14 protein-coding genes, 2 tRNA genes and 1 pseudogene are annotated in these 15917 nt (G+C 70.2%); 10 read left to right on the forward strand and 7 right to left on the reverse strand.

What is annotated here, in order from left to right:
- Nucleotides 1-9 precede the first annotated feature (9 nt).
- On the forward strand, nt 10-690 hold the full coding sequence (locus QF034_RS27160; RefSeq protein ID WP_086564579.1) for an AIM24 family protein: 681 nt from the start codon (nt 10-12) through the stop codon (nt 688-690).
- 16 nt (nt 691-706) lie between these two features.
- Nucleotides 707-1462: an AIM24 family protein gene (locus QF034_RS27165; protein WP_306963840.1), complete on the forward strand. Its 756-nt coding sequence runs from the start codon at nt 707-709 to the stop codon at nt 1460-1462.
- A gap of 63 nt (nt 1463-1525) precedes the next feature.
- Here the strand turns inward: QF034_RS27165 and QF034_RS27170 are convergent, their stop codons facing one another.
- Complete coding sequence (locus QF034_RS27170) at nt 1526-2053, reverse strand: NUDIX hydrolase (protein ID WP_307177398.1); 528 nt, start codon at nt 2051-2053, stop codon at nt 1526-1528.
- Nucleotides 2050-3513 (reverse strand): zinc-dependent metalloprotease, encoded by a 1464-nt coding sequence (locus QF034_RS27175; protein ID WP_307177399.1) that lies wholly within the window; start codon nt 3511-3513, stop codon nt 2050-2052. Before QF034_RS27175 ends, QF034_RS27170 begins: the two co-directional genes overlap by 4 nt.
- A 192-nt stretch (nt 3514-3705) precedes the next feature.
- Between QF034_RS27175 and QF034_RS27180 the strand changes: the two genes are divergently transcribed.
- From QF034_RS27180 to QF034_RS27195, 4 genes are all read left to right on the forward strand, one after another.
- Nucleotides 3706-4827, forward strand: a complete 1122-nt coding sequence (locus tag QF034_RS27180; protein WP_307177400.1) for an SDR family oxidoreductase — start codon at nt 3706-3708, stop codon at nt 4825-4827.
- Nucleotides 4828-4981: 154 nt separating this feature from the next.
- Nucleotides 4982-5443: a molybdenum cofactor biosynthesis protein MoaE gene (locus tag QF034_RS27185; protein WP_307177401.1), complete on the forward strand. Its 462-nt coding sequence runs from the start codon at nt 4982-4984 to the stop codon at nt 5441-5443.
- Nucleotides 5444-5558: 115 nt separating this feature from the next.
- On the forward strand, nt 5559-5756 hold the full coding sequence (locus tag QF034_RS27190) for a hypothetical protein (RefSeq protein ID WP_307179981.1): 198 nt from the start codon (nt 5559-5561) through the stop codon (nt 5754-5756).
- A gap of 69 nt (nt 5757-5825) precedes the next feature.
- Complete coding sequence (locus tag QF034_RS27195) at nt 5826-6917, forward strand: YlbL family protein (RefSeq protein ID WP_307177402.1); 1092 nt, start codon at nt 5826-5828, stop codon at nt 6915-6917.
- 42 nt (nt 6918-6959) lie between these two features.
- On the opposite strand, the gene QF034_RS27200 is transcribed toward QF034_RS27195, so the two are convergent.
- Entirely contained in the window at nt 6960-7502 is a 543-nt protein-coding gene (locus QF034_RS27200) for a PPA1309 family protein (protein WP_307177403.1), read from the reverse strand.
- A 163-nt stretch (nt 7503-7665) separates the two neighbouring features.
- Between QF034_RS27200 and QF034_RS27205 the strand changes: the two genes are divergently transcribed.
- From QF034_RS27205 to QF034_RS27220, 4 genes are all read left to right on the forward strand, one after another.
- Nucleotides 7666-10626 (forward strand): UPF0182 family membrane protein, encoded by a 2961-nt coding sequence (locus QF034_RS27205; protein WP_307179982.1) that lies wholly within the window; start codon nt 7666-7668, stop codon nt 10624-10626.
- A gap of 56 nt (nt 10627-10682) precedes the next feature.
- Nucleotides 10683-10756, forward strand: a tRNA-Met gene (locus QF034_RS27210).
- A gap of 234 nt (nt 10757-10990) precedes the next feature.
- Nucleotides 10991-12814: a tetratricopeptide repeat protein gene (locus QF034_RS27215; RefSeq protein WP_307177404.1), complete on the forward strand. Its 1824-nt coding sequence runs from the start codon at nt 10991-10993 to the stop codon at nt 12812-12814.
- Nucleotides 12815-13022: 208 nt separating this feature from the next.
- A tRNA-Met gene (locus tag QF034_RS27220) sits at nt 13023-13096 on the forward strand.
- Nucleotides 13097-13144: 48 nt separating this feature from the next.
- Here QF034_RS27220 and QF034_RS27225 read toward each other — a convergent pair.
- The 4 genes and pseudogenes from QF034_RS27225 to hisN all read right to left on the reverse strand — a co-directional run.
- Nucleotides 13145-13643, reverse strand: a pseudogene (locus QF034_RS27225) (substrate-binding domain-containing protein); the annotation flags it as partial.
- Between the two features lie 26 nt (nt 13644-13669).
- Nucleotides 13670-14086 carry a Fur family transcriptional regulator gene (locus QF034_RS27230; protein ID WP_307177405.1) on the reverse strand — a complete coding sequence of 139 codons (417 nt, stop codon included), beginning with the start codon at nt 14084-14086 and terminating at the stop codon, nt 13670-13672.
- A gap of 146 nt (nt 14087-14232) precedes the next feature.
- On the reverse strand, nt 14233-14625 hold the full coding sequence (locus QF034_RS27235) for a CBS domain-containing protein (RefSeq protein ID WP_306963819.1): 393 nt from the start codon (nt 14623-14625) through the stop codon (nt 14233-14235).
- 145 nt (nt 14626-14770) lie between these two features.
- On the reverse strand, nt 14771-15571 hold the full coding sequence (gene hisN, locus QF034_RS27240) for a histidinol-phosphatase (RefSeq protein ID WP_086565609.1): 801 nt from the start codon (nt 15569-15571) through the stop codon (nt 14771-14773).
- Nucleotides 15572-15917 lie beyond the last annotated feature (346 nt).

Raw genomic sequence — 15917 nt, forward strand, 5'->3', positions numbered from 1 at the left:
GAGCCCGTCATGACACAGCAACTCGCGGGCCACGCCCCCGCACCCGTCACCGCCCGCATGGAGAACCACGGCAATCACATGCTGAAGGTCGCCATGCAGACCGGAAACGACCTCCTCGCGCGCGTGGGGTCGATGGTCGCCTACGAGGGCTTCGTGCAGTACGAGCCCAACCCGCCGGCCGTGCGCCAGATCGCCAAGGACTGGATGACCGGCGAGGGCGCGCCCCTGATGAAGTGCTCCGGTGACGGCCTGCTCTACCTCGCCGACTACGGGGCGAACGTCGTCGTGATCAACCTCAACGGCGACGGCATCTCCGTCAACGCCACCAACCTGCTCGCCTTCGACGCCCACCTCACGTGGGGCGTCGAGCGGGTCAAGGGCCTGGCGAAGTTCGCCGGACAGGGCCTGTGGAACACCAGGATCTCCGGGCAGGGCTGGGTCGCGCTGACCTCCCGGGGCAAGCCCATCGTCGTCGACTGCGGGGGCGGCGAGGACGAGACGTACGTCGACCCCGACGCCCTGGTCGCCTGGTCCCCGAACCTCAAGGTGAAGGGCAAGCGCAGCTTCCGGGCACAGTCGCTGATCGGCCGCGGCAGCGGCGAGGCCTACCAGATGGCCTTCTCCGGACAGGGCATCGTCGTCGTCCAGCCCAGCGAGGACAGCACCGACCGCATCCGGGTCCGGGGCTGAGGGGGAGCAACACACCATGCAGAGCCCGATTTTCGCCTACAACGAGCAGCAGACCCAGGACCGCTGGAGTCTGCAGAACAAGCAGATGCTGCGCGTCGCCCTGGAGGGCCACGACGACATCCTGGCCCGCAAGGGCACCATGGTCGCCTACCAGGGCCTCGTCGAGTTCGACGCCGAGTACCAGAGCAACCAGCAGTCACGCGCGCGTGCGCAGACCGGTGAGGGACTCGACCTGATGCGCTGCCACGGGCAGGGCACGGTCTACCTCGCCAACCTCAAGCAGCACGTCCACGTCATGGAGGTGGAGCAGGACGGCCTCACCGTCGACAGCAGCTATGTGCTGGCGATGGACTCCTCCCTGCACCACGAGGTCATCGCCGTCGACAGCCTCTACGGCATCTCCGGCTCCGGGAAGTACCAGCTCAACATCACCGGCCGGGGCAAGATCGCCCTGATGACCTCGGGCATGCCGCTGCTGATGCAGGTGACGCCCGACAAGTACGTCAACTGCGACGCCGACGCGATCGTCGCCTGGTCGACGAGCCTGCGGGTGCAGATGCAGGCCCAGACGCACTCCTCCGGGGTGTGGCGGCGCCGCGGCAGCACCGGCGAGGGCTGGGAGCTGAGCTTCATGGGCACCGGCTTCGCGCTCGTCCAGCCCAGCGAGCTGCTGCCGCCGCAGAACGCCCAGATCGGCTCGGGCCTCGCCGCCCAGTACGGCATGGGCCAGCAGGGAGCGCGCGGCCAGAACCAGGGCAACGTCTGGAACTGAGCAGCCTCGGACCAGGCAAGGCGTAAGGGGCGACCGTCCAGGCGGTCGCCCCTTACGCGTGTCTCAGGCCGCGAGCCTCGCGCGGGTCGCCTCCAGCAGGCGGACGACCGACTCGTCGGCCACCTCCGCCACCTCGTCGTACCCGAACCAGCGCACGTCGAGCGACTCGTCGCTGATCACGTGCGCGGCGTCCGGGGGCGCCAGGACCGCGTACTGGACGTCGAAGTGGCAGTGGCACGGCGGCGGGATCGGGTGCCGGTCCAGGCGCACCGGGCCGCCCGGCAGCAGCGAGAGCCCCGAGACGCCGGACTCCTCCGTCGCCTCACGCAGGGCCGCGCCCGCCAGGGAGCTGTCGCCCGGCTCGCAGTGGCCGCCCATCTGGAGCCACATCCGCAGCTTTCTGTGCAGGGTCAGCAGGACCCGCCCGGCCTCGGCGTCGATCACCAGGGCGCTCGCCGTGATGTGGCCCGCATGGCAGGCCTTCCAGAGGCCGTCCGGGTGCTGCGCCAGATGGTCGAGGTAGGCCTGGCGCAGGTCCGTCTGGTCCTCGTACTCCTTGAGCACGAGGACCGCGTCGTCGTACAGGCTCACTCGGCGTCGTCGCCCTTGTTCTCGCCCTCGCCCTCGTCCTTCTTCTCCACGTCGGGCTTCTTCAGGTCGGGCTTGTCCGCCGCCTCGCCGAGCATCTTGTCCAGCTCGGAGAAGTCGATCTGCTCGCGGTGCACGAAGCCGTCCGGGTCGTCCAGGTCGGTGGCCGTCGGCAGCATGTCCGGGTGGTGCCACAGGGCGTCCCGGCCGTCGACACCGCGCGCGTCCGTGAGCGAGGCCCACAGCCGGGAGGCGTCACGCAGGCGGCGCGGGCGCAGCTCCAGGCCGATCAGCGTGGCGAACGTCTGCTCGGCCGGGCCGCCCGAGGCGCGGCGGCGGCGCAGTGTCTCGCGCAGGGCGTCGGCGGACGACAGACGGGGCTTCGCGGCGGCGTGGACCACCGCGTCGACCCAGCCCTCCACGAGCGCCAGAGCCGTCTCGAGACGGGCCAGGGCGGCCTTCTGCTCGGGCGTGTCCTCGGGCTGGAACATGCCCTGCTGGAGAGCCTCCTGGAGCTGCTCGGGGTTCTGCGGGTCGAACTGGCCGACGACGTCCTCCAGCTTGGCCGTGTCGACCTTGATCCCGCGGGCGTAGCCGTCGACCGCTCCGAACAGATGCGAGCGCAGCCACGGCACGTGCGCGAAGAGCCGCTGGTGGGCGGCCTCGCGCAGGGCGAGATACAGCCGCACCTCCTCCTGCGGGACGCTCAGGTCCTTGCCGAACGTCTCGATGTTCACCGGCAGCAGCGCGGCCTTGCCGGCCGGGCCCAGCGGCAGGCCGATGTCGGACGAACCGACGACCTCGCCGGCGAGCACGCCGACGGCCTGCCCGATCTGCGTACCGAACATGGCGCCGCCCATCGAGCGCATCATGCCGATCAGCGGGCCGGCCATGGCCTGCATCTCCTCCGGCAGGACGTCGCCCATGGCGGTGCCGACGCGCTCGGCGACCGGGTCGACGAGCTCCTTCCAGGCGGGCAGGGTCGCCTCGACCCACTCGGCGCGGCTCCAGGCCACGGCCGAGCCGGCACCGGACGGCAGCGACGTTGCGTCGTCGAGCCACAGGTCGGCGAGGCGGACGGCCTCCTCGACGGCCCTGCGCTCGGCGGGGCCGACGCTGGTGTCCTTGGTGCCGTCGGGACTGCCCTGGGAGACCGTCTGGCGGGCGATCTGCTTGGCCATGTCCCAGTTCACCGGGCCGCCCTCGTAGGAGAGCATCTGGCCCAGCTGCTGGAACGCGGCGCCCAGGTCGTTGGGGTTCAGGGAGCCGAACATGGCTGCGAACGGATTGTCCGCACCGGGGCCGCCGGGGCCGCCAAATCCTCCGGCTCCGGGCAGGCCGCCGAAACCGAACGGATTGGCCGGTCCCTGACCACCACCGCTCTCCTGGTCCTTCTTCTTGCCCTCGTCGCCGTCGTCCGGCTCCTCCGGCGGAAGGCCGAATCCGAATGGGGTGTCACTCACGGGATTCCTCGGCTGGTAGGGCCGCCGGTTCTTTCCGGCGGCACGGCTGCCCGACAACACCACCCAGCGTAGACACCCGGGACGGATCGGGCCTCGGTGCTTCGCCGACTGACAGCCTGCGGCAGGATGGATGCCACCTGGTACGCACGCGTCGCTCGCGCTCGTACTGAAGACAACCGCTGGAGACGCCCGGTGAGTTCCCCAGATCCGCAGGTTCGCGCAGCGCGAAACCAGTCAACCAGTTCCGCGAGCCCCGCGGCGCGCGGACCCGTCGTCGCGGTCACCGGTGCCGCGTACGGCGTCGGCGCCCTGCTCACCGAGCAGCTCGCCGCGTCCGACGAGGTCAAGCAGGTCGTCGCCATCGACGAACGGCGCGGCGAGTGCGCCGCGGCGCAGTGGCACATCCTGGACGTACGGGATCCGGCCATCGCGGAGAAGCTGCGGGGCGCCGACGTGGTGGTGCACCTGGCGCTGGACCTCGACCTGGAGACCGACGCCGCCGCCCGAACGGCCTACAACGTACGGGGGACGCAGACCGTCCTGACGGCGGCCGCGGCGGCCGGAGTGCACCGGGTCGTGCTGTGCACCTCGGCGATGGTCTACGGGGCGCTGCCGGACAACGAGCTGCCGCTCTCCGAGGACGCGGAGCTGCGGGCCACGGCCGAGGCGACGGGCGTCGGCGACCTGCTGGAGATCGAGCGGCTGGCGCGGCGGGCACCACGGGCACACCCGGGGCTGAACGTCACCGTGGTGCGGCCTGCGATCCTGGTGGGAGGCACGGACACCGCGCTGACCAGGTACTTCGAGTCTCCCCGGCTGCTCGTGGTCGCCGGGTCGCGGCCCGCGTGGCAGTTCTGCCACGTCGAGGACCTGTGCAGAGCGCTGGAGTACGCCGTCCTGGAGAAGGTCGACGGGGAACTGACCGTCGGGTGCGACGGGTGGCTGGAACAGGAGGAGGTCGAGGAGCTCAGCGGCATCCGGCGTATGGAGCTGCCGTCGGCGGTCGCGCTCGGTGCGGCCGCGCGCCTGCACCGCATCGGGCTCACGCCGTCTCCGGCCGGGGACCTGGCGTACACGATGTACCCCTGGGTGGTCAGCGGTAGCCGGCTGCACGACGCCGGGTGGCGGCCGCGGTACACCAACGAGGAGGTGCTGGCGGAGCTCCTGGAGGAGGTCTCCGGCCGGCACACGGTGGCCGGGCGGCGACTGGGCCGCAAGGACGCGACGGCCGCGGGTGCCGCGGGAGCGACGGTGGCGCTGCTGGGCGCGGCCGCGGTGGTGCGGCGGGCGCGCAAGGCCCGACGGCGTATCTGACCCGCCCGCCGGCGCCGTCTCCCCGGTCCCGCCGTGGGAGAGCCGCCTCTCCGGTCCCGCCGTACGAGAGTCGTAGGAGAGTCCAACGCCCACGCGCGCGTGCCGGTCGATAGCTCTGTTCCGCGCTGTCGGTCGCGTACGGCACGATGGAGGCATGGCATCCACGAGTGATCACCCGGGTGAGCAGGCCGCGCAGGATCCGATCAGGCTGATCGGGATCCGGGACACGGCCCTTTCCGTGGACGAGGTGTTCCGGGCCGTCGGGGACGACGCGGCCGGCGGCACCGCGCTCTTCGTGGGCACCGTGCGAAACCACGACGGGGGTGCCGACGTGGCGGAGCTGGGGTATTCCTGCCACCCCAGTGCGGAGGCCGAGATGAGGCGGGTCGCCGAGAAGGTCGTCGCGGAGTTCCCGGTGCGGGCGCTGGCGGCCGTGCACCGGGTGGGGGATCTCCGGGTCGGTGACCTCGCCGTGGTCGTCGCCGTCTCGTGCCCGCACAGAGGAGAGGCCTTCGAGGCCTGCCGGAAGCTGATCGACGACCTCAAGCACGAAGTGCCCATCTGGAAGCACCAGAAGTTCTCCGACGGCACCGAAGAGTGGGTGGGGGCCTGCTGAATCCGGGAGGCAGCCTTCCGGTTGCGTAACCGGACCCCTGGCGTGAGCGTTGTCACTGCGGATGGTTAATCTGCTGATCAGTCAGTTGCGGACGCTCAAGGGGTTGGAGGTCGGCATGGCGGCGCTCGCCTGGTTGCTGATTCCGCTTGTGGCTGCGATCGGCGCGGGCCTCTGGGGCAGTTGGGCCAACCGGACCCGCAAGGTCCGTGGGGACGGCCCGGAACTCATCGGTTACGCCCGCTTCCGCGAGGCCATGGAGAAGCCCCGGCCGGGTACTGAAGGCCAGGGAAAAGAGCAGGTCACAAGCGTGTGAGCCCACAGGGCCGCCCCGGACGGGCGGCCCTGACGGTGCGCTGACAGAACCGTCCCGTACTGTCGAGTCATGCCACGCCGCACTGCGACGATGCTCGCCTCCACCTTGATGCTGATCGCGCTCCTGTGCGCGGGAGTGTTCATCCCCGTGCCGTATTCGGAGATGTCCCCGGGGCCGACGGTGAACACGCTGGGCGATCACGGCGGCGAGCCGGTGCTCCAGATTTCCGGGCGGAAGACGTATGCGACCAGTGGCCATCTGAACATGACGACGGTCCGGGTCACCAGCGCCGACTACCGGATGAACCTGGTCGAGGCCGTCTACGGCTGGCTCGCGCACGACAACAAGGTGGTGCAGCACGAGACGCTCTACCCGGACGGCAAGACCGAGGAGCAGTCCACGCAGGAGAACGCCGAGGAGTTCAGCCAGTCCCAGGAGAGCGCCAAGGTCGCCGCGCTGAAGGAACTCGACGTTCCGGTGAAGTCGTGGGTCATCGTCTCGACGGTCGTCAAGGGATCCCCGGCCGAGGGCAAGCTGCACGCCGGGGACGTGATCAAGGCCGTCGACGGTACGGCGGTGAAGGAGCCGGCCGACGTCGCGAAGCTCGTCACGAAGCACAAGCCGGGCCAGGACGTCCGCTTCACGATCGTGCCCGCCAAGGAGCAGGCCGCCGCGGAGAAGGAGAAGCGGACGCCGACGAAGACGCAGGACATCACCATCACCACCACGACGTCGGACGACGCCGGCGAGAAGCGGGCCATCGTGGGGATCTCCGCGGGGACCGACCACACCTTCCCGTTCACCATCGACATCAAGCTGGCCGACGTCGGCGGGCCGAGCGCCGGTCTGATGTTCGCGCTCGGCATCTACGACAAGCTCACGCCGGGCAGCCTGACCGGGGGCAGGTTCGTGGCCGGTACGGGGACGATCGACGACGAGGGCAAGGTCGGTCCGATCGGCGGCATCGAGATGAAGACCGTGGGTGCGCGGGCCAAGGGCGCGCAGTACTTCCTGACGCCCGCGGACAACTGCGCGGCCGCCGCCAAGGACACCCCCGAGGGCCTCACCCTCATCAAGGTGAAGACCATCGAGGACGCCCTCGGCGCCCTCAAGGACGTCCGCAGCGGCGACACCGCCGATCTGCCGAAGTGCGGTAAGTAGCCCGCCGGGCCGGAGGACCGGCCCGGGCCGCGCAGCCGCCGGCTACTCCTCGAACGTCGCCGCCAGTGCCTCCGCCAGACCCGGCACGAGATCGGACCCGGTGAGGACCTCCGTCGGGGAGTCCTTCTCGCGCAGGCGCAGGGCCGACTCGCGCGTGCCGTCGCGCAGGACCCCGACCGTCATACGGACCTCCTGGCGGTCCGGGTGTTCCGCCACCCACTTCGTCAGCGCGGCCTCGTCCAGGCCCTTCGGAACCTGGGCCTCCGCGGACGGCGGCAGCATCAGGCGCTCCACGGCGAGGGCGCAGCCGGCCACCGCGTCGGGCCAGGCGATGGTGGCCAGGAACTCGTCGAGCGGCTTGCCCGTTGGAACTTCGTCCTGCTCGATCGGGGTGAGGCCGGGGTTCTCCGACGCGTCGTCCAGACCGAGCCGGTCCGCGAGCGTGGGCTGTTCGGCCCGGAGCCGGGCGGTGTCGACGAGTGCGAAGAGGCGGGCGGACTGGTCCCAGCCGAGGCCGGAGACGTACTCGTCGATCTCGAGTACGGCCCGGGTGAGCGGGCTCGCCGCCATGGGAGTGTTGGACATGGTCACAATCCTGCCTCGTTCCCGGCCGGAATCGGGAACCGAGTAAACGGTGAGTAAGTTGCATAGGTGGGGGCCCGCGATCACGGGGGCCACGGACGGTCCGTGAAGACGCGGGCCTTACGAATCAACAGCGAACTTCGAGGTGCGCACCTTGGCTTTCCAGATGCCGGACCGCGGCGGAGGCCCGACAGGGCCGCGGATCAGAGTGGGCCGCCCGTCCCGGCGTGTCCGGACCCTGCTCATGACACTGGGCGTCCTGGCCGTCCTCGGCATGGTGTTCACCATGTTCGCGGGCTTTTGGACGGACTGGCTCTGGTACCGGTCGGTGAACTACTCGTCGGTCTTCACCACCACGCTGTGGACCAAGATCGGGCTCTTCTTCGTCTTCGGCCTGCTCATGGCACTCGCGGTCGGGGTCAACATCTGGCTGGCGCACCGGCTGCGGCCGCCGCTGAGCGCCATGTCCATGGAGCAGCAGAACCTCGACCGCTACCGGATGGGCATCGCGCCCTACAAGAAGTGGCTGCTGATCGGGATCACGGCCCTGGTGGGCCTGATCGCCGGAGCCTCCGCGTCCGGCCAGTGGCGCACGTGGCTGATGTGGGTCAACGGCGTGCCCTTCGGCCAGAAGGACCCCCAGTTCAAGCTGGACGTCTCCTTCTACGCCTTCGACCTGCCCTGGTACCGCTTCCTGCTCGGCTTCGGCTTCGCCGCCGCGATCCTGTCCGTGATCGCCGCCGCGCTGACGCACTACCTGTACGGCGGCCTGCGCGTCACCAGCCCCGGCGCCCGCGCCACGGCGGCGGCCACCGGGCACCTGTCGGTGCTCATCGGCGTCTTCGTGGCGCTGAAGGCGGTCGCCTACTGGCTCGACCGGTACGGACTCGCCGTGAAGTCCAGCGACTTCAGGGCGACCGACAACTGGACGGGCCTGAGGTACGTCGACGCCAACGCCTACCTGCCGGCCAAGACGATCCTTTTCTGCATCGCCGTCATCTGCGCGCTGCTGTTCTTCGCCACCCTGTGGCGGCGCACCTGGCAGCTGCCGGTGATCGGCTTCGGCCTGATGGTGCTCTCCGCGATCCTCATCGGCGGCCTCTACCCGGCGATCGTGCAGAAGTTCCAGGTCCAGCCGAACGAGCAGGCCAAGGAAGCGCCGTACGTCGAGAAGAACCTCGAGGCGACGCGCAAGGCCTACGGCATCGACGGCACGAAGGTCACCGACTACTCGGGCACCAGCAAGACCGAGGACAAGACCACGCTCCGCGACGACGTCGGCTCCACGGCGAGCATCCGGATCATGGACCCGAACATCGTCTCGCCGACGTTCCAGCAGCTCCAGCAGATCAGGAACTACTACGCGTTCCCGAACAATCTGGATGTCGACCGCTACGCCAAGGACGGCAAGGACCAGGACACGGTCATCGGCCTGCGTGAGTTGAACCTGGCGGGCATCCCGAAGAAGAACTGGATCAACAACCACTTCCGTTACACGCACGGCTACGGAGTGGTCGCCGCCGAGGGCACCAGCGCCGACGCCCAGGGCCGTCCGAACTTCACGGAGTCCGACCTGCCCTCCGAGGGCGACCTCGGCACGTACGAGCAGCGGGTCTACTACGGCGAGAAGACCACCACGTACTCGATCGTCGGCGGTCCCCAGAAGGAGATCGACTACTCCGACGACAACGGCGAGAAGACCACCAGCTACAAGGGCGACAGCGGGGTCAACCTCTCCAACCCGGTCAACCGGGCCGCGTACGCGGTGGCGTTCGGCGAGCCGCAGATCCTGTACTCCGGCGCCATCGGCGACGGTTCGCGGATCCTGTACAACCGCACGCCCAAGGAGCGCGTCGAGGCGGTCGCCCCCTGGCTGACCATCGACGGCGACGCCTACCCGGCGGTGGTGAACGGCCGTATCGAGTGGATCGTCGACGCGTACACGACGACGAACGGATACCCCTACTCCTCGCGTACGACCCTCGGTGACACCACGGCCGACTCGCTGACCGCGGCCAACGACAACCGCGCGGTGGTGGCCCAGCAGAACCAGGTCAACTACATCCGCAACTCGGTGAAGGCGACCGTCGACGCGTACACCGGCGAGGTCAAGCTCTACCAGTGGGACACCAAGGACCCGGTCCTGAAGACCTGGATGAAGGCCTTCCCTGACACGGTGAAGCCCAAGGGCGAGATCTCCAAGGATCTGATGGACCACCTGCGCTACCCGCAGGACCTGTTCAAGGTCCAGCGGGAGCTGCTCACGCGCTACCACGTGAAGGACGCCACGACGTTCCTCAGCGGCAGCGAGGTGTGGCAGGTGCCGGACGACCCGACGAACCGGTCGGGTAACGCGGTACCGCCGTACTACCTGAGCATGAAGATGCCCGACCAGAAGGCACAGGCGTTCTCGCTGACGACGACCTTCACGCCCAACGGCCGGGACAACCTCAGCGCGTTCATGGCGGTCGACGCCGAGGCGGGCGCCAGTGACTACGGCAAGATCAGAATCCTGAAACTGCCGACGAACACCACGGTCAACGGGCCCAAACAGGTCCAGAGCCAGTTCAACTCCCAAGAGGACATCGCCGAGTCCATCCGGCTCCTGAGAGGCGGCGACTCCGAAGTCGAGTACGGCAACCTGCTGACGGTGCCGCTCGACGGCGGACTGCTCTACGTGGAGCCGGTCTACGTACGCGGTGGTGGACTGAAGTACCCGCTGCTGCGCAAGGTGTTGGTCACCTACGGAGGCCAGACCGCCTTCGAGAACACGCTCGACGATGCCCTCAACAAGATCTTCGGAACGGAGGGGCAGGCCCCCGAGCCACCGGACGAGGGCGACACCACGACGCCACCGCCGACGTCCGACAACCCGACGGTCCAACAGGCCCTGGAGGACGCCCAGAAGGCGTTCGACGCGGGCCAGGAGGCACTGAAGGACAACGACTGGGAGGCGTACGGCCGGGCGCAGAAGGACCTGGAGGGCGCTCTGAAGCGGGCCGAGGACGCGCAGTCCGAAGCCGGCCGCGGAGGCGCCGGGGGCGGCGAGAGCAAGCCCAGCGCCAGTCCGAGTGCCAAGCCGAGTGCCAAGCCGAGCGGCAGCCCGAGCCCGAAGCCGAGCAGTTAGGGCCTGGCCTGGTCAAATGCCCGCCCCGCGCCGTGATACGGTTGTGAACACAACGGCGCGGGGTGGAGCAGCTCGGTAGCTCGCTGGGCTCATAACCCAGAGGTCGCAGGTTCAAATCCTGTCCCCGCTACTGAAATCGCGAAGTCCGAGTGACGGAGCGACCACGAAGGCCCGGATTCCACAACGGAATCCGGGCCTTCGTGATGTGTGAACGCATGTGCTGGTGCAGGCTGCGGCCGTGCCACCGGGGGAAGTTGGGGGATCTGTGTTTGACTTGTCTCTCTGTGGGCAAGTCGACAAAACGCTGTAGTGACCTCACTGGCTGCGGTATACCAGGTGTACCCAGGTTGCAGGTGGTGCGACGATGGACGTTATGGGGGACAAGGCAACTCTGTTCGAGACAGGGCGTTTTGTGCAGCCTTCCAGCCGGGAGGACACCGACACCCCGGACGAGACCGGGGAAATCGCCGACGAGGCGGCCGAGGAGCTGCGTCAGCGGCTCGCTGCCGAGGCCGGCGACGTCGAGGCGATGAGTGTTCTCGGGGCCATGCTGCTGCGCCGTGGTGATCTCGACGGTGCCGAACCCCATCTGCGTGCCGCCACCGCCGCGGGCGACCGGGCCGCCGCCAACAACCTCGGAGTCCTTCTCCACCAGCGCGGATACGCCGACGAGGCCGCCGGCTGGTGGCGGATCGCCGCCGTCGCCGGATCCGCCGCGGCCGCGCACGCCCTCGGACGGCACCACCGCGAGCGCGGCGACGAACCCGCCGCCGAGTACTGGCTGCGCCAGTCCGCGGAACAGGGGCACACCCTGGGCGCCTACGCCCTCGCCGACCTGCTGGAGCACCGCGGTGACGCCGGAGCCGAGAAGTGGCTGCGGGTCGCCGCCGAGCGCGGGCACCGTGAGGCGGCGTACCGTCTGGCCCGAACACTGGACCGGAAGGCGGCGCAGGACACCGACGGCGACAACGGTGTCCAGGTGCCGGACGAGGTCGAGCAGTGGTACCGGCAGGCCGCCGCGCGCGGCCACCGGCGGGCCGCCCTCCACCTCGGGACCATCCTGGAGAAGCGCGGCGAGCTCAAGGAGGCCGGACGCTGGTACCTGACGTCCGCCAAGGACGGCGAGGCGCGGGCCGCCTGCGCGCTCGGGTTCCTGCTGCGCGACGCGGGCGACACCGAGAACGCCGCCGTGTGGTGGCTGCGGGCCGCCCAGGACGGCGACGGCAACGCGGCCAACGCGCTGGGCGCGCTGCACGCCGAGCGGGGCGAGACCCAGACCGCCGAGCGCTGGTACCGGGCCGCGATGGACGCGGGCGATGTGAACGGCGCCTACAACCTGGGGCTGCTCTGCGCGGAGCAGGGGCGCACCGCGCAGGCCGAGCAGTGGTACCGGCGCGCGGCCTATGCCGGGCACCGGGAAGCCGCGAACGCGCTGGCCATCCTGCTGCTGCGGGCCGGGGACGAGACCGGCGCCGAGCCGTGGTTCTCCAAGGCCGCGGAGGCCGGGAGCGTGGACGCCGCCTTCAACCTGGGCATCCTGCACGCCGGCCGGGGCGAGGAGCAGGCCGCGCTGCGCTGGTACGAGCGTGCCGCGGCCGCCGGGCACACCGAGGCGGCGCTCCAGGTCGGCATGGCCCGGCTGCGCGCCGGCGACGAGCAGGAGGCCGAGCGGCATCTGCGGTGTGCGGCCGGGGGCGGGAGCGCCGAGGCCGCGTACCGGCTGGCGACGGTGCTCGACGCGCGCCGGCCGCCGGAGCCCGCGCACGAGCTCGGGGAGCCGGTGCACCGGCGGAGCGAGTGCGAGGAGTGGTACGAGAGAGCGGCCTCGCAGGGGCACCGGCGGGCGCAGGTGCGGGTGGGCATGCTCGCCGCCGCCCGGGGGGACGTCGTCGAGGCGGCTCGGTGGTACCGGGAGGCGGCCGAGGCCGGGTCCCGCAACGGGGCGTTCAATCTCGGGCTGCTGCTGGCCCGGGAGGGGAGCGAGCCCGAGGCGGCGGTGTGGTGGACCCGGGCGGCCGACGCCGGGCACGGTCGGGCGGCGTTGCGGCTGGCCCTGGTCTACGCGCGTCGGGGGGAGCTGGCGGAAGGGCAGCGGTGGGCTGATCGGGCGGTGTCCTTGGGGCCGGAGTCTGTGGCGGAGCGGGCGGCTCGGTTGCGGGATGCGCTCAGGCAGGAGCTGTCGGCGTGAGACTGCCGTGTGCTGCATGGTGCTCGGCGTTGTGGCTGGAGTCGGGTGGGTGCGCAGCCCGGCGCTTCGGGGTGCCGCTGCGCCCACCCGTGCCGCCCTGGGGGTACCTCCCAGGCCCTTGAGGCACTGGGGGAGGCACGACTGCCCGCAGCTTCAGCTAAGCGATTTGCATCCGTCCTCCGCGGTGACGTAACGTTGCATTCAACGACGCGGGGTGGAGCAGCTCGGTAGCTCGCTGGGCTCATAACCCAGAGGTCGCAGGTTCAAATCCTGTCCCCGCTACTGAAGGCCGAGGGCCGGAATCCGAAAGGGTTCCGGCCCTCGGTGTGTTTACCGGCGGTGGCCCACCGCCTCCTCGTGGAAGGAGCGGGTCACCGTCCGCGACTCGGGGGAGCGGGTCGCCTTCCGCGACGCCCTGGGTACGGTAGGCGGACTGGAAGCGGTCGGTCGTGCCGGTGCGGATTTCCCAGTCCATGCGGAGCGACGGTGTGGAGCGCAGGATCGTCTCGTCCGTCTTCAGGAGCTTCGCCAGGTAGGTGACGAAGGTCTCGTTCTTCTTGTAGTCGGCCGCGACGTACGTGTTCACCGTGCGGATCTACGCCCGAAGCAGTGCCGCCCCCGCGTCCACGTCGTCGTTCAGCAGGCTCGGGCCGTAGAGCATGCCGCCCAGGAAGGCGTAGCGGGGTTCGCCGTCGACCCGGCGCCATAGCGGGTCGAGCATCCACGCGGAGTCGACGCCGCCGTTCTCCAGGGCCGTGAGGACGTCGGCCGAGCCCAGTTGCTGGTAGCGGATCCGGTCGAGGCCGCCGCCGTGCTGCTCCAGGGCCGGGGCTTCGCGTGAGAAGGCGGGGGAGGCTAGGCGGCCGCGCAGTTCGGGCAGACGCCGCGGTACGTCACCTCGACGTCCGAGACCGTGAAGCCGAAGCGCTCCGAGGCGGGGAGGTCCGCCAGGGGGTTGCCGACCGGGTGGACGTCGCGGATCGCGCCGCACTGGGCGCAGACCAGGTGGTGGTGCGGCTGGTGGGCGTTCGGGTCGTACCGCTTGGCGCGCTGGTCCGTGGAGACCTCGAGCACCTCGCCGAGGGAGACGAGCTCGCCGAGCGTGTTGTAGACGGTCGCCCGGGAGATCTCGGGCAGCTTGGCGACGGCCCGGGCGTGGACCTCGTCGGCCGTCAGATGGACGTGTTCGCCGTCGAGGACCTCGGCCACGACGCGCCGCTGCGCGGTCATCCGCCATCCGCGTCCGCGCAGCCGTTCCAGAAGGTCACTCATGGCTACCAGCCTAACAGCAAAGGGGACCAGGTCGCGAACAGGTGTGGAGTTAGAGCTGTGCTGGCTTTAGACGATATCTAATTCGGGGGCTCGCTTGCGGCAGAGGCGGCCCGGGCTTCTTCGAGGGGCCCGGGCCGGTCGTGCTGTCAGGCGGGTACCTGCTGACGGGCCGGCGCCCAGCAGCGGATGATGTCGCGGACCGAGACGACACCGGCGGGCTCGTCGCGGTCCAGCACGATGAGATGACGGAAACCGCCGTGCGCCATGGCGCCGGCCGCCTCCTCCAGGGTCCAGGCCGGAGTGGCGAACACGACGTCGGTGGTGGTGTGGGCGTGGACGAGTTCCGTGTCCGGGTCCTGGCCCCGGCCTACAGAGATGAGGATGTCGCGTTCGGTGAGGATGCCGATGCCGCCGGCGTCGGGGTCGTGGACGATGGCCGCGCCGACCTTGCGGGCGGCCATCAGCGCGGCGGCCTGGCGGAGTGTGTGGGTCGGGCCGATGGTCAGGACGACGGTGCTCATGGCGTCACGGACGAGCATGGATAGGCCTCCTGGGGGTGTCCCCGCCGTTTGTTCATGTTTTCACAAGTTCACAAGCGGGCGGACTCTCAGGGTGGCAGGCAAAGGGAGGGTCAACAAGGGGGCGCTCGGTAACAGGGGGAGCGCTCGGTAACAGGGAGCGCGCTCAGTACCGCTGGTTGAGGTACCCCAGCAGCTCGTCGTGCAGCAGGCCGTTCGACGCGGCCGCGTTGCCGCTGTGCGGGCCCGGGCGGGAGTCGAGTCCGGTGAAGGTGCCGCCGGCCTCGGTGACGATGATCGCGTTGGCGGCCATGTCCCAGAGCGACAGCTCCGGCTCGGCGCACATGTCGACGGCGCCCTCGGCGACCAGCATGTACGGCCAGAAGTCGCCGTACGCGCGGGTGCGCCACACCTCGCGGGTGAGGTCCAGGAAGCCGTCCAGGCGGCCCTGTTCCTCCCAGCCGCTGAGCGAGGAGTACGCGAAGGAGGCGTCGGCGAGCTTTCCGACGCGGGAGACCTGGAGGCGGGTCGCCTTCGTGAGGCTGCGGCCGGTGAACGCGCCGTAGCCCTTCGCGGCCCACCAGCGGCGGCCGAGGGCGGGGGCGGATACGACGCCGACGACGGGCTGGAAGCCGCCCTCGCCGGCTTCCATCAGGGAGATGAGGGTGGCCCAGACCGGGACGCCGCGTACGTAGTTCTTGGTGCCGTCGATGGGGTCGATCACCCAGCGGCGGGGGCCGGTGCCCTCGACGCCGTACTCCTCGCCGAGGATCGCGTCCCGGGGGCGGGCGCGGGCGAGTTGGCCGCGGATGAGTTCTTCGGCGGCCTTGTCCGCTTCGCTCACCGGGGTCATGTCCGGTTTGGTCTCGACCTTGAGGTCGAGGGCCTTGAACCGGTCCGTCGTCGCGGCGTCGGCGGCGTCGGCGAGGACGTGGGCGAGACGCAGGTCGTCGAGGTAGTCGGGCATGTAACGAACCTATCTGCCGAGGTGGGGGTGGGGCTACAGGGGGTTTGTGGGTGGGGGTGGGGGTGTTGTGGGGGCTCGGCGTCCCTGCTGAGGCGGGGTGGGTTCGCAGCCGGCGTTGCGGAGTGCCGCCGGCATCTGCTGGATCGGGGTGCTGCGCGGCCGGGCGTGACGGGGTGCCGCTTCGGTGGGACGGGTGCCGCCCGAGTGGCGCGGCTGCCCGCAGTGGCGGCCGGTGGTCGCCGAAGGGTCGGCGTGCGACCGCCGCTCGCAGTGACTGTCTGTGGCGTCGGTGCTGTGGGCGGGGCGTTGCGCAGCCCGGCGCGACGGGGTGCCGCTTCGGTGGGAC

Source organism: Streptomyces africanus (assembly GCF_030816955.1).
Taxonomy (GTDB): Bacteria; Actinomycetota; Actinomycetes; order Streptomycetales; family Streptomycetaceae; genus Streptomyces; species Streptomyces africanus.